Source organism: Acinetobacter sp. NIPH 817 (assembly GCF_000368405.1).
In the GTDB taxonomy this organism is placed as follows: domain Bacteria; phylum Pseudomonadota; class Gammaproteobacteria; order Pseudomonadales; family Moraxellaceae; genus Acinetobacter.
Genome location: NZ_KB849419.1, coordinates 1 through 14444, shown reverse-complemented (window position 1 = coordinate 14444; position 14444 = coordinate 1). Strand labels below are relative to the sequence as shown.

Here is a 14444-nt window from a genome sequence, read left to right as displayed (position 1 = left end):
TGATGTTGAATCATAGAGTTACATAACACAACAAAAGAAAGCACGAAGACTAATTAAACTATGCTTTGAAGGTGAATAGTCAGGGTTTAACACATTTATGAGACCAAGTAGAAAGAGCTCATCAATCCATAGTCGTCTAATGAAAAATAAATATATGCATCGTAGCTGGTTAGGAGCTATGTGTTTACTTGGTTGTTCATTTACCTATGCTGCCGAAGAGCAGTTCAATGATGCATTAAATGCTGCAAATAGTGGCAATACCGCGTTATTAGACCAATATCAGCTTGCTATGCAAAATGATGTGTTGGGGTACTATCCAGAATATTGGAAACTTAATACCAATCTTGGCTTTCAACCTTCAGCTTCGATTGTAAGTTTTGCTCAACGTTATCCTCAATCAGCAATGGCTGAGAAATTAGCAGCCGATTATGTTGAAGAAAAAGTTAAACAAGCTGACTTCGCATCTGCACAACCTTTACTATCTTATGTCACTAATCCTGATCAGGCTGAAAATTGTGCATTGGCACAGGTGAGAGCCAAAACCGGTGATGCATTAGTTTTTGCTGAATATAAAGATGTATGGTTAGCCACCGAATCGCAACCTGAGTCTTGTGTGGGTCTAGGACGCTTGATGTTATCTAGCCCATTAATGAGTCAGCAAGATAAGCAACAGCGCCTTTGGGTGCAATTACGTTCTGGTTTAACGGGGCAGGCACTTGCTACGGCGCAGACTTTAGGTATGAATTTGTCTTTGGCTCAGCTTAATCAAATTCAGGCTAACCCACTCAATTATTTGTGGAGTGCGCCTAAAACAAATGATACAGACTATGCTTATTTGATTTTTGCATTAGGTCGTTTGGCTAATAATGACTTACCTAATGCTTTTTCGAACGTCCAACGTGTCGCTCAAGGTACACCAGAGAATATACAAAAGTATTTATATAGAACCGTGGCTTATATTGGTGGCACCACGGTCATGAAAAATAATTTCAATCGTGAAGTTCTTCAATATTTTGATGCCAGTTATGGTTACCCTCTAAGTCCTGAAGAGGCTGAAATTTATGCACGTCAGGCAATTCGATTTGGTGCGTGGGAAAGTTTAATTCGTGCCATTGATGCTATGAGCGTGACACAAAAACAAGAAGATCGCTGGCAATATTGGCTTGCTCGTGCAACAGAGCAGCGCAATGACAGTAATTCAAAAAATACTGCGCAACGTATTTATAAGAAGTTAGCTGAAAGTGGCGATGACTATCATAACCTTTTAGCAAAAGATCGTTTGGGCGAACGTTATAATCACCAACCTTATGATGATCAACCTACAGCAAGTGATTTACGCCGTTTAGACCAGAATATTCATTTTAATCGTGCTTTTACTTTACGACGTATTAATGCAAATCCAACCTATACCAATCGAGAGTGGAACTGGGCGGTTCGACAAGCTTATCTTCAACATGACGATGGTGTGTTACTTGCTGCGGCAAAACGTGCTCATGACATGGGCTGGTATGATCGTGCAATTTATGCAGCAGATCGTACAACAAATAAACATAACGATACTTATCGTTATGTCACGCCTCATAAGACTAATGTCGTAAGCCATAGTTACAATGCGGGAATTGATCCAGCGTGGGCTTATGGTTTAATGCGTCAAGAAAGTCGCTTTGTGACTTCTGCGCGTTCTCATGTCGGAGCGGGCGGTCTTATGCAAATTATGCCTGATACGGCAAAGTTGATTGCACGTCAAATGGGCGAAACCTATAATCCAGCGGCATTAAATGAAATGAATACCAATATTCGTTATGGTACATTTTATTTGTCGATGATTCAGGGACAATTAAGTAATAATCCAGTTTTGGCAACGGCAGGTTATAATGCTGGACCTAATCGGGCAAGACGTTGGCAACCGGACTTTCAATCAATTTCGGCTGACCAATATACAGAGACAATTCCATTGTTAGAAACCAGAGACTATGTCAAGCATGTTATGACGAATGCAACACATTATGGTGTGATATTGGGGCAAGGAGCTCAATCATTATCACAACGTATGAAAGTCATTCCAATGCGTACATCGCCTTAAGTTTAGGTGGTTGATGATGGATCTTCTTTTAATTGGCATATTCAAGTTTTAATTAAATGAAATATAGATATTTGGAACTTCGTTCAATTTTGCAACTTGCATGGTGGCTTATCTGTGCAGGGGTAGGATTGATGAGTTCCGTTTTGCATGCCGAACCTGTTAATTTACAGGGATATGTTATGCACGTACAAATGACACCTGCCGCATGTGCGTTAGATCCCTCTAAACAAAAACAACGTAAATGTCTTGAAGGATATTCACTGACAATTACGGGCCTTATGCCTGAAACAAATCAGACCGATTGTTCAACAGAAAGTTCGGCCGCTCTTTCCCCATTGCAAGCCAAAGTCGTAGCTCGGGTCATGCCTGACAATAATGCGCGTGTACAGCTTTGGAAAAGTGTAGGGGGATGCGTTCCTATGAATGCAAGTCAATATTTCCGGACAGTCATTAACTTTGCTGAACGTTTAAAAATTCCAGCTAGCCTTACCAGTTCGACAAATGTTGAAATTCAACAGTCGGCCTTAAAACAGCAATTTACTCGTCTTAATCCGAGCTTGCCTCAAAATGGTATTCGTTTGACTTGTCAGTTATCACGTTCAGATGTTGTTTTAACAGAAGTGAAGGTGTGTTACACGGTAAAAGGCCAATATAAACAATGTGCAAATCATGTGGTATCGAATTGCCCAGGTGAAATCACGATTAAAGGTAGTTATTAAAGGTAACTATCATTTCGTAAAAAAATGCTGACCATACATTGAATCTATTTGTAAAGATTAATTTGTATTTTCTATCAGACTTTTGGTGAAAATGAGTCGCTTTTACATGCATCTGCCACATCTTTAGAGTACAATCTTTGCCGTTTATGATGATTTGGTTAGATGGAATTCCTATTTAGCCCGATTAAGGACACTCATTGGAGACAATTACATGAAGCAACCCGTTCGTGTTGCCGTGACTGGCGCTGCAGGTCAAATTGGTTACAGCTTATTATTCCGTATCGCAAGCGGTGAAATGTTAGGTAAAGATCAACCTGTTATTTTACAATTGCTTGAAGTTCCAGTTGAAAAAGCTCAACAAGCGCTTAAAGGCGTAATGATGGAACTTGATGACTGTGCTTTCCCTTTATTGGCTGGCATGATCGGGACTGATGATCCGAAAGTTGCATTTAAAGATGCTGACTACGCTTTATTGGTAGGTTCTCGTCCACGTGGTCCTGGTATGGAACGTGCTGACTTGTTAAAAGTTAACGGTGAAATTTTCATCGGTCAAGGTCAAGCATTAAACGAAGTTGCTAGTCGTGACGTTAAAGTATTAGTTGTAGGTAACCCTGCAAACACTAACGCTTACATCGCTATGAACTCTGCTCCAGACCTTCCAGCGAAAAACTTTACTGCTATGTTGCGTCTTGACCACAACCGTGCGTTGACTCAAGTTGCTCAAAAAGCTGGTGTTGCTGTTGCTGATATCGAACACTTAACAGTTTGGGGCAACCACTCTCCGACAATGTATGCTGACTACCGTTTTGCAACTGCAAATGGCGAAAGCTTAAAAGACAAAATCAACGATGCGGCATGGAACAAAGATGTGTTCCTTCCAACTGTTGGTAAACGTGGTGCTGCGATTATCGAAGCACGTGGTTTGTCTTCTGCTGCTTCTGCTGCTAACGCTGCAATTGACCATATGCGCGACTGGGCACTTGGCACAAACGGCAAATGGGTAACTATGGGTATTCCATCTGACGGTTCTTATGGTATTCCAGAAGGCGTTATGTTTGGTTTCCCTGTAACAACTGAAAACGGTGAATACAAAATCGTTCAAGGTTTAGAAATTGATGAATTCAGCCGTGAACGTATTAACTTTACGTTAAATGAGCTTGAAGAAGAACGTGCAGCAATTGCTGACATGTTGAAATAATTTATCTTTTTGATAAGTTAAAAAAAGCACTCTTTTTAGAGTGCTTTTTTATATTTAATCATTTGAAACAAAACACAAAAAACAACAAGAAAATATAAACATTATCATGCATATAAAAAGGTTTTATTGTTAGATTAGTTAATAGATGATTTAAAACAAGTTATAGGAGAATAACAATGTTTGAGCAGCAACCTACTTTAGAGCTTTTATTTGATCAGCTGGGTTTAGATTCAGATGAAGCAAGCATCGAAAACTTTATCAAAACACATCAATTGCCTGCTGAACAGAAATTGCATGAAGCCTCTTTTTGGTCAAAAGGTCAAAGTGATTTTTTAAAGAGTCATTGGGAAAAAGATGATGAATGGATTGTGGTAATTGATGAACTTAATGAACAACTACATGAAGATAGTGTGAAAAAATAAACGAATAAAACAAAGGCCTGTTTTATATTCAATATATAAAACAGGCCTAATTACATTAACTGTTTAATGTGTCTTTATTTTTAATTGATCCTTGTACCATGGCTCATGACGCACAAGGTCAAATACAGGTTGGCCATGAAGCAATTCAAGATCACACGTGCTTGTTGATAGATATTTAGTTAACCAATGGCGTGTCAATGCCGACTCTTGTCGAGCGGCTGACGCATAAGCCAAGAAGAAATAAATATCAGCATGTTCATGATGTGCTAATGGCTTCAAAATTTGTTGAGTAATCAACGCAAAACGTTTTTCTTTATTTAGTTCAAAATAAAGCATATACGCTTTGGCCAAGTGTAGAGACAAATTAAGATATAAGCTCAATGGCATTTCTTCATATTCCATACGAGCTTGTTCAAGCAAAACAATCGCTTCTTGTAAAAAATGAAGTTGTTCTTGGCGAACACGACTTAATACGACAAGTTGCATGCGTAACTCTGCACGCTCCAAAGCAAGTTCAGGCGTATTTTCAGTCAAATAAAGTTGGTCTGTTTCACCAATTCGGTTCACAATTGTTTTACTTTCAATAGACATACGCCATTACCTTCTTTAATCAATAGCTTTTATATCGGGTTCATTTACCAAATTTAAAGAGTAATCATTAAACCCAAATCGAATTTCCGCTACGAAGCCAAGCTGTGATAGAGAGTCTTTGTTGTTTTGAAGTTAATACTTCATGTAATAAATTGCTTTGAAATATTACAAGTCGATTGGGCTCTGGATTAACAATATGCCACTTCTCATTTTTATCTTGCAGTCGCAGTTGACCACCCCAATCTTCTTGCCATTCTGGATGTAAATAATAAACGGTTGAGATAATACGATCATTTTTTTGCTGAGGATTGTCTCGGTGTAAAGCATAAAACTCACCCAAACCATAACGGGCGAAATGAGCTTCCACTTCTTTAATTCCTAAATAGAATGCTTGATTTAGATTTTGTGAGAAAGAAGTTAAGGTCTCAATATGCTGTTGAGCAATAGGAAGTTGATCATTAATCCAGAGAATATGATCGCTACGAATATTACTCATCACGCCGTTTTGAATGCCAGCTTCTCTAAACTCATCAATATGATGGCTACACTCGTTAGCGACTTGAGCGCGATATTGATCCGAATAGGCTTGATTAATAATCGCAAAGCCATGCGTATTTAAATCATCTAGAATTTGATCCAGATCCCATGAGTCTGGAAGCGGGTGAGAGAGCATATAACCTCGAGTAGATCGTAAAAATATCAAGCCGCTCTATTTTAGATGATCACAACCTTACGAAAGAATATTTTTTTCATGTTAAACTATTTGTTGAATTGAGGAATTAAAGTCAACATGAATTACCGTCACCATTTCCATGCGGGCAACTTTGCAGATGTTATGAAGCATGTGCTTTTGCTACAGCTTCTCAACCGTTTAAATGCTAAAGATAAACCTTATCGTTATATCGATACGCATGGAGGTGCAGGAAAATATGATTTATCTCTGGCACCTGCACAAAAGTCTGGAGAGTTTCTTACAGGCATTCACCGTCTAGTTCAAATATCTGAAATGGAAAAGCGTCAGGCACCTGAAGCAATCCAACAATATTTGAAGTTGGTAGAACAGCTACGCTCTGAAGAAGGCAAAGGTAGTTATCCGGGCTCACCATGGTTTGCTTTGCAAGGCATGCGTGAAATTGATAAGGCAACAATTTTTGAAATGCAACGCGATGTCTTTCAACAATTGCGACACAACATTTATGATAAACGTGCAGGTTTACATGAACGTGATGCCTACGAAGGTCTGCTCGGCGTAATTCCGCCGAAAGAAAAACGTGGTTTGGTCATGATCGACCCGCCTTACGAATTAGAGCGTAAAGATTTTCCGCAATTAGTTGAACTGTTACAACAAGCTCATAAGAAATGGCCAACAGGCGTTTTTGCAGTTTGGTATCCAATTAAAGACCGAGCGATGATTGAACGTTTTGAAAAGAAAATGTTTAAAACAGGAATTCGCCGTCAGTTAGTCTGCGAAATTTGTGTATGGCCAGATGACACACCTGTAGGTTTGAATGGTTGTGGTCTATTAGTGATTAACCCACCTTGGCAGTTCTCTGAACAAGCTGACCAGGCTCTACAGTGGTTATTCCCGCATCTACGCATGCAAGAAACTGGTGGTCACGCTGCTGTTCGCTGGTTAGTAGGTGAGTAACAGTTAACTTAAATCAATGCACATGTTTGGAATAGAAAATAATGACAAATGCGCCTAAACCAGAGCAAGATTTAACTCATAATGAACATTCATTTGATGGGATTACATTCGAAGTGGTTGAAGAAGAGGATAATCCAGAAGGACAAAAAGTGAAGCGCCGAGGTATTTATCTTTGGCCTAACTTAATTACGACAGCCGCTTTGTTGTCTGGTTTCTATTCTATCATTGCAAGTATGAATGGGGATTTTACCCAGGCTATTTATGCCATTTTTATAGCAGCGCTTCTAGATGGTCTAGATGGTCGAGTTGCTCGCGCAATTGGTGCACAAAGTGCTTTTGGCGAGCAATATGATTCTCTTTCTGATTTATTAGCTTTTGGTGTGGCTCCGGCAATGCTGATGTATAGCTGGAGTTTGCATGATTTAGGCCGTATTGGGTTAGCATGTTGTTTTGTTTATACAGCATGTGCAGCTTTCCGTTTAGCACGCTTCAATGTACAAATTGGTGTTGTTGATAAGCGCTATTTTATTGGAATTGCAAGCCCACTCGCTGCCATTATCATTATTTCCCTTGTTTGGGTTGCTCGCGATTATCCTTTCATTTTTGATTTACGTGATATAGCGATTAAATCTATTAATGCTGTGATTATGGTTGTTGTGGGGTTGCTCATGATTTCCAATATTAAATATTACTCTTTCAAACAAATGGACCGTAAACGCGTTCCCTTTGTAGTTATGTTGCCAGTAGTACTGATTTTTGCAGCAATCACTTATAATATTCCAATGGGCATTTTGACGGTTTCAATTCTCTATGCTCTTTCTGGTTTTGTTACGACACTATTTGCACGCAAGAGTAACGAAACAATAAAAACATAAAATAGAAGAGGTTCAGTATGCCTAAGTTGATAAGTCAAATTAATCAATTACAGCAGCTGGGCCTGAATGCTAAGGAGGGGGTTGTATATCAGCCTTCTCGCGGCTTTTTTAAAATAGTTTATCAAGGCTTAATCCTACCAAATCTTCCTGCTCCACTGCGCTACTTTAATTATATTAGTCTAGTTGGACAGCCACGAATTCCCCTTTGTTATAACGCTCACACCATTACAACTTCGGCAATTGATACTGCAACTGTGCTTGTAAGTAATAGCCAACATAGTGTGGGACATTTAAAAACTTATTCTATTCGGCGGCAGTGCCAGTTTGACTCAGAACAATACAAGTTTGATAAAACAGACTTGATTGAGTGGAAAATCCCAAAGATCCATCTTCAGAGATTAGACCTAGAAATGGGTTGTAATCTTACTATTCATATTTCAGAAAATATCTCTAATAATTCTGCATTACAGTGGGGTGTTTCGGACTATTGGTCAACACTATGTTTATGTGAAGGTGAAGTTTTTTATAAAGGGCAAAAGTATCAAGTTGAAGGGTTGGGACGATTTAAACACGCAAGAGCCCTGCATTTACCGTTCTTATCTTTATGTTTTTACACATGCCAAATTATTAATTTAAATGAAACGACTCAGCTTGCATTTTTACAAATAAGAAATCAGTGGAATATCATCTTATGTTCAAGATTAGATATTCAAGAATTTGGGAAGCCTGTTGAGAGCTTTACTGAAGATGTAAATTTACATATCCATCGCGTTTATCCAAAAGTTAGAACACCGAACGGTAAAGAGATGTATTTACCCAGAGAATTTTCTTGGCAGTGTAAAAAAAATGGAAAAATTATTTTTGAACTCTATGCACAAAGCCGTGGTGACTACAAGTTTGGATTAGCTGCGGGATATGCAGGAAGCTTTCAATACCAATTAAGTTGGAATGAACAATGTCTACAAGGTGAAGGTGGATATTGTGAATATATCGATTGTCGCCCACTTAGGTGGCAGGAAAAGAATCAAGACGAGAAAATTTTAGATAAATTGATGCTTTTACAGCCATGTTTATATAAAAAATGATTATTTTTAGCATTTTTGATTAAAAAGCGAACTGTTGTTGCACTAATATTAAAAAAGGGGTTGCCAAAGGTTTTTAATGGTCTATAATGCACATCCATCGGCGGTGATGCAGATAAGAACTTGTTGAAAAACAGTTACTTGGAATTAGATTGGTTGCTTTAAGTGATGAATTTGATGAGAAGTTGGTTTTGAGAATAAGTTTTAAAAATATCGAAATTACCTGTTGACTTTTAAGAGATTAAGAGTAATATAGCCGACCTAGCTTGCTGGTGATGAACCAGGAAGAAGATCATTAAGAGAATTGAAGAACAACTTGTGTGGATTTTTACTGATTGATTAATCGAAATATTATCATTGATTGATTGGTTTAAATTACTCGAAGTTTATTTGAGCGAAATTTAAGTCAGAAAATTGATGAGCCAGAATTGGCACCTTGTCTTTAATAAGGTGCAAAATGATTTTTAACTGAAGAGTTTGATCATGGCTCAGATTGAACGCTGGCGGCAGGCTTAACACATGCAAGTCGAGCGGGGTGATGGTGCTTGCACTATCACTTAGCGGCGGACGGGTGAGTAATGCTTAGGAATCTGCCTATTAGTGGGGGACAACATTTCGAAAGGAATGCTAATACCGCATACGTCCTACGGGAGAAAGCAGGGGATCTTCGGACCTTGCGCTAATAGATGAGCCTAAGTCGGATTAGCTAGTTGGTGGGGTAAAGGCCTACCAAGGCGACGATCTGTAGCGGGTCTGAGAGGATGATCCGCCACACTGGGACTGAGACACGGCCCAGACTCCTACGGGAGGCAGCAGTGGGGAATATTGGACAATGGGCGGAAGCCTGATCCAGCCATGCCGCGTGTGTGAAGAAGGCCTTATGGTTGTAAAGCACTTTAAGCGAGGAGGAGGCTACTTTAGTTAATACCTAGAGATAGTGGACGTTACTCGCAGAATAAGCACCGGCTAACTCTGTGCCAGCAGCCGCGGTAATACAGAGGGTGCAAGCGTTAATCGGATTTACTGGGCGTAAAGCGCGCGTAGGCGGCTAATTAAGTCAAATGTGAAATCCCCGAGCTTAACTTGGGAATTGCATTCGATACTGGTTAGCTAGAGTGTGGGAGAGGATGGTAGAATTCCAGGTGTAGCGGTGAAATGCGTAGAGATCTGGAGGAATACCGATGGCGAAGGCAGCCATCTGGCCTAACACTGACGCTGAGGTGCGAAAGCATGGGGAGCAAACAGGATTAGATACCCTGGTAGTCCATGCCGTAAACGATGTCTACTAGCCGTTGGGGCCTTTGAGGCTTTAGTGGCGCAGCTAACGCGATAAGTAGACCGCCTGGGGAGTACGGTCGCAAGACTAAAACTCAAATGAATTGACGGGGGCCCGCACAAGCGGTGGAGCATGTGGTTTAATTCGATGCAACGCGAAGAACCTTACCTGGCCTTGACATAGTAAGAACTTTCCAGAGATGGATTGGTGCCTTCGGGAACTTACATACAGGTGCTGCATGGCTGTCGTCAGCTCGTGTCGTGAGATGTTGGGTTAAGTCCCGCAACGAGCGCAACCCTTTTCCTTATTTGCCAGCGAGTAATGTCGGGAACTTTAAGGATACTGCCAGTGACAAACTGGAGGAAGGCGGGGACGACGTCAAGTCATCATGGCCCTTACGGCCAGGGCTACACACGTGCTACAATGGTCGGTACAAAGGGTTGCTACCTAGCGATAGGATGCTAATCTCAAAAAGCCGATCGTAGTCCGGATTGGAGTCTGCAACTCGACTCCATGAAGTCGGAATCGCTAGTAATCGCGGATCAGAATGCCGCGGTGAATACGTTCCCGGGCCTTGTACACACCGCCCGTCACACCATGGGAGTTTGTTGCACCAGAAGTAGCTAGCCTAACTGCAAAGAGGGCGGTTACCACGGTGTGGCCGATGACTGGGGTGAAGTCGTAACAAGGTAGCCGTAGGGGAACCTGCGGCTGGATCACCTCCTTAACGAAAGATTGACGATTGGTAAGAATCCACAACAAGTTGTTCTTCATAGATGTATCTGAGGGTCTGTAGCTCAGTTGGTTAGAGCACACGCTTGATAAGCGTGGGGTCACAAGTTCAAGTCTTGTCAGACCCACCATGACTTTGACTGGTTGAAGTTATAGATAAAAGATACATGACTGATGATGTAAGCTGGGGACTTAGCTTAGTTGGTAGAGCGCCTGCTTTGCACGCAGGAGGTCAGGAGTTCGACTCTCCTAGTCTCCACCAGAACTTAAGAGAAGTTCGGATTACAGAAATTAGTAAATAAAGATTTAGATCTTAGTTTATTAACTTCTGTGATTTAAGTATCACGGTATTAAGCATGACCTGACGAAGGCGTGTTTATTCATTAACAGATTGGCAAAATTGAGTCTGAAATAAATTGTTCACTCAAGAGTTTAGATTAAGCAATTAATCTAGATGAATTGAGAACTAGCAAATTAACTGAATCAAGCGTTTTGGTATATGAATTTAGATTGAAGCTGTACAGTGTTTAAGTACACAGACAACAGATAGTAGCGATGAAGAATCGCACGGACAACACTCACTTGTAAGTGTTGACGACTGTTTGGGGTTGTATAGTCAAGTAATTAAGTGCATGTGGTGGATGCCTTGGCAGTCAGAGGCGATGAAAGACGTAATAGCCTGCGATAAGCTCCGGGGAGGCGGCAAATATCCTTTGATCCGGAGATTTCTGAATGGGGGAACCCACCTACTTTAAGGTAGGTATTGCAACATGAATACATAGTGTTGCAAGGCGAACGAGGGGAAGTGAAACATCTCAGTACCCTTAGGAAAAGAAATCAATTGAGATTCCCTTAGTAGCGGCGAGCGAACGGGGATCAGCCCATTAAGTTATGTGTGTTTTAGTGGAACGCTCTGGGAAGTGCGAACGTAGAGGGTGATATTCCCGTACACGAAAGGGCACACATAATGATGACGAGTAGGGCGAGGCACGTGAAACCTTGTCTGAATATGGGGGGACCATCCTCCAAGGCTAAATACTCCTGACTGACCGATAGTGAACCAGTACCGTGAGGGAAAGGCGAAAAGAACCCCTGTGAGGGGAGTGAAATAGATCCTGAAACCGCATGCATACAAGCAGTGGGAGCCGACTTGTTCGGTGACTGCGTACCTTTTGTATAATGGGTCAGCGACTTATATTCAGTAGCGAGGTTAACCGTATAGGGGAGCCGTAGAGAAATCGAGTCTTAATAGGGCGTTTAGTTGCTGGGTATAGACCCGAAACCAGGCGATCTATCCATGAGCAGGTTGAAGGTTGGGTAACACTAACTGGAGGACCGAACCCACTGTCGTTGAAAAGCCAGGGGATGACTTGTGGATAGGGGTGAAAGGCTAATCAAGCCTGGTGATAGCTGGTTCTCCCCGAAAGCTATTTAGGTAGCGCCTCGGACGAATACCATAGGGGGTAGAGCACTGTTTCGGCTAGGGGGTCATCCCGACTTACCAAACCGATGCAAACTCCGAATACCTATGAGTACTATCCGGGAGACAGACTGCGGGTGCTAACGTCCGTAGTCAAGAGGAAAACAATCCAGACCGCCAGCTAAGGCCCCAAAATCATAGTTAAGTGGGAAACGATGTGGGAAGGCATAGACAGCTAGGAGGTTGGCTTAGAAGCAGCCACCCTTTAAAGAAAGCGTAATAGCTCACTAGTCGAGTCGGCCTGCGCGGAAGATGTAACGGGGCTAAAACTATGTGCCGAAGCTGCGGATTTGACTTTTAGTCAAGTGGTAGGGGAGCGTTCTGTAAGCCGATGAAGGTGTATTGAGAAGTATGCTGGAGGTATCAGAAGTGCGAATGCTGACGTGAGTAACGACAAAACGGGTGAAAAACCCGTTCGCCGAAAGACCAAGGGTTCCAGTCCAACGTTAATCGGGGCTGGGTGAGTCGACCCCTAAGGCGAGGCCGAAAGGCGTAGTCGATGGGAAATTGGTTAATATTCCAATACTTCTGTGTAATGCGATGAGAGGACGGAGAAGGTTAAGTCAGCCTGGCGTTGGTTGTCCAGGTGGAAGGAAGTAGGCATGCATCTTAGGCAAATCCGGGGTGCTCTATGCTGAGATCTGATAGCAAGCTGTACTTGTACAGCGAAGTGGCTGATACCATGCTTCCAGGAAAAGTCTCTAAGCTTCAGTTACACAGGAATCGTACCCGAAACCGACACAGGTGGTCAGGTCGAGTAGACCAAGGCGCTTGAGAGAACTCTGCTGAAGGAACTAGGCAAAATGGTACCGTAACTTCGGGAGAAGGTACGCTGCTGACGGTGATGACCCTCGCGGTCTGAGCTATTGGCAGCCACAGAAACCAGGCCGCTGCAACTGTTTATTAAAAACATAGCACTCTGCAAACACGAAAGTGGACGTATAGGGTGTGATGCCTGCCCGGTGCTGGAAGGTTAATTGATGGGGTTAGCGTAAGCGAAGCTCTTGATCGAAGCCCCAGTAAACGGCGGCCGTAACTATAACGGTCCTAAGGTAGCGAAATTCCTTGTCGGGTAAGTTCCGACCTGCACGAATGGCATAATGATGGCGGCGCTGTCTCCAGCAGAGGCTCAGTGAAATCGAAATCGCTGTGAAGATGCAGTGTACCCGCGGCTAGACGGAAAGACCCCGTGAACCTTTACTGCAGCTTGACATTGAACTTTGACCTTACTTGTGTAGGATAGGTGGGAGGCTTTGAAGTTGGAACGCTAGTTCCAATGGAGCCGTCCTTGAAATACCACCCTGGTAATGTTGAGGTTCTAACTCTGCCCCGTAATCCGGGGCGAGGACCATGTCTGGTGGGTAGTTTGACTGGGGCGGTCTCCTCCTAAAGAGTAACGGAGGAGTACGAAGGTGCGCTCAGCGTGGTCGGAAATCACGCGTAGAGTATAAAGGCAAAAGCGCGCTTAACTGCGAGACCCACAAGTCGAGCAGGTACGAAAGTAGGTCTTAGTGATCCGGTGGTTCTGTATGGAAGGGCCATCGCTCAACGGATAAAAGGTACTCTGGGGATAACAGGCTGATACCGCCCAAGAGTTCATATCGACGGCGGTGTTTGGCACCTCGATGTCGGCTCATCTCATCCTGGGGCTGAAGCAGGTCCCAAGGGTATGGCTGTTCGCCATTTAAAGAGGTACGCGAGCTGGGTTTAGAACGTCGTGAGACAGTTCGGTCCCTATCTACCGTGGGCGCTGGAAATTTGAGAGGATCTGCTCCTAGTACGAGAGGACCAGAGTGGACGAACCTCTGGTGTACCGGTTGTGACGCCAGTCGCATCGCCGGGTAGCTATGTTCGGAAGGGATAACCGCTGAAAGCATCTAAGCGGGAAGCCTACCTCAAGATAAGATTTCCCTAGGACTTTATGTCCTCTAAAGAGCCGTTCGAGACTAGGACGTTGATAGGTTGGATGTGGAAGCATAGTGATATGTGAAGCTGACCAATACTAATTGCTCGTGAGGCTTGACTATACAACACCCAAGCAGTTGTATATAAAGCATCAATCGATTCATTAATATGCAAAGCAACTTGATTTAGTTATATGCTTAGCTAAAATGAACAAATAAAGTAAGATTCAATCAGCCCATCTGTAAAGATTTGGAAAACGCATCGGCATATTAAGACCAATGCAAGTATCCATACCAGTTGTGCTGGCGACCATAGCAAGAGTGAACCACCTGATCCCTTCCCGAACTCAGAAGTGAAACCTCTTAGCGCTGATGGTAGTGTGGGGTTTCCCATGTGAGAGTAAGTCATCGCCAGCTCATTATTCAAACACCCC

Annotated in this window: 8 protein-coding genes, 2 tRNA genes, 3 rRNA genes and 1 pseudogene; 12 read left to right on the top strand and 2 right to left on the bottom strand. The window is 42.5% G+C overall.

Annotated elements, in window-relative coordinates; genetic code table 11:
- The first annotated feature begins 139 nt into the window (after window positions 1-139).
- The 4 genes from F968_RS01350 to F968_RS01335 all read left to right on the top strand — a co-directional run bounded on the left by F968_RS01350 (window position 140) and on the right by F968_RS01335 (window position 4422).
- Complete coding sequence (locus F968_RS01350) at window positions 140-2083, top strand: lytic transglycosylase domain-containing protein (protein WP_004789565.1); 1944 nt, start codon at window positions 140-142, stop codon at window positions 2081-2083.
- A gap of 56 nt (window positions 2084-2139) precedes the next feature.
- Window positions 2140-2802, top strand: a complete 663-nt coding sequence (locus F968_RS01345) for a ribonuclease T2 family protein (RefSeq protein ID WP_004789563.1) — start codon at window positions 2140-2142, stop codon at window positions 2800-2802.
- Window positions 2803-3013: 211 nt separating this feature from the next.
- Window positions 3014-4000 (top strand): malate dehydrogenase, encoded by a 987-nt coding sequence (locus tag F968_RS01340; RefSeq protein ID WP_003653591.1) that lies wholly within the window; start codon window positions 3014-3016, stop codon window positions 3998-4000.
- A gap of 176 nt (window positions 4001-4176) precedes the next feature.
- Window positions 4177-4422, top strand: coding sequence for a DUF2789 family protein (locus tag F968_RS01335; RefSeq protein ID WP_002119522.1), 246 nt, complete (start codon window positions 4177-4179; stop codon window positions 4420-4422).
- A gap of 63 nt (window positions 4423-4485) precedes the next feature.
- On the opposite strand, the gene F968_RS01330 is transcribed toward F968_RS01335, so the two are convergent.
- Window positions 4486-5013 (bottom strand): hypothetical protein, encoded by a 528-nt coding sequence (locus tag F968_RS01330; protein ID WP_004789562.1) that lies wholly within the window; start codon window positions 5011-5013, stop codon window positions 4486-4488.
- Window positions 5014-5080: 67 nt separating this feature from the next.
- Window positions 5081-5686 (bottom strand): 2OG-Fe(II) oxygenase, encoded by a 606-nt coding sequence (locus tag F968_RS01325; RefSeq protein ID WP_004789561.1) that lies wholly within the window; start codon window positions 5684-5686, stop codon window positions 5081-5083.
- 117 nt (window positions 5687-5803) lie between these two features.
- Here F968_RS01325 and F968_RS01320 point away from each other — a divergent pair, with 117 nt between their 5' ends.
- The 8 genes and pseudogenes from F968_RS01320 (at window position 5804) to rrf (ending at window position 14427) form a co-directional block, all read left to right on the top strand.
- Entirely contained in the window at window positions 5804-6661 is an 858-nt protein-coding gene (locus F968_RS01320; RefSeq protein ID WP_004789560.1) for a 23S rRNA (adenine(2030)-N(6))-methyltransferase RlmJ, read from the top strand.
- A 41-nt stretch (window positions 6662-6702) separates the two neighbouring features.
- Window positions 6703-7536 (top strand): CDP-diacylglycerol--serine O-phosphatidyltransferase, encoded by an 834-nt coding sequence (pssA, locus tag F968_RS01315; protein ID WP_004789558.1) that lies wholly within the window; start codon window positions 6703-6705, stop codon window positions 7534-7536.
- 17 nt (window positions 7537-7553) lie between these two features.
- Window positions 7554-8631, top strand: a pseudogene (locus F968_RS01310) (DUF6670 family protein).
- 452 nt (window positions 8632-9083) lie between these two features.
- A 16S ribosomal RNA gene (locus F968_RS01305) occupies window positions 9084-10621 on the top strand.
- A 59-nt stretch (window positions 10622-10680) separates the two neighbouring features.
- A tRNA-Ile gene (locus F968_RS01300) sits at window positions 10681-10757 on the top strand.
- Window positions 10758-10812: 55 nt separating this feature from the next.
- Window positions 10813-10888 (top strand) — tRNA-Ala (locus F968_RS01295).
- 352 nt (window positions 10889-11240) lie between these two features.
- Window positions 11241-14133, top strand: a 23S ribosomal RNA gene (locus F968_RS01290).
- 179 nt (window positions 14134-14312) lie between these two features.
- Window positions 14313-14427: ribosomal RNA gene (gene rrf, locus F968_RS01285) — 5S ribosomal RNA — on the top strand.
- The 16S, 23S and 5S rRNA genes sit together here with 2 tRNA genes alongside, the layout of an rRNA operon.
- Window positions 14428-14444: the final 17 nt, after the last annotated feature.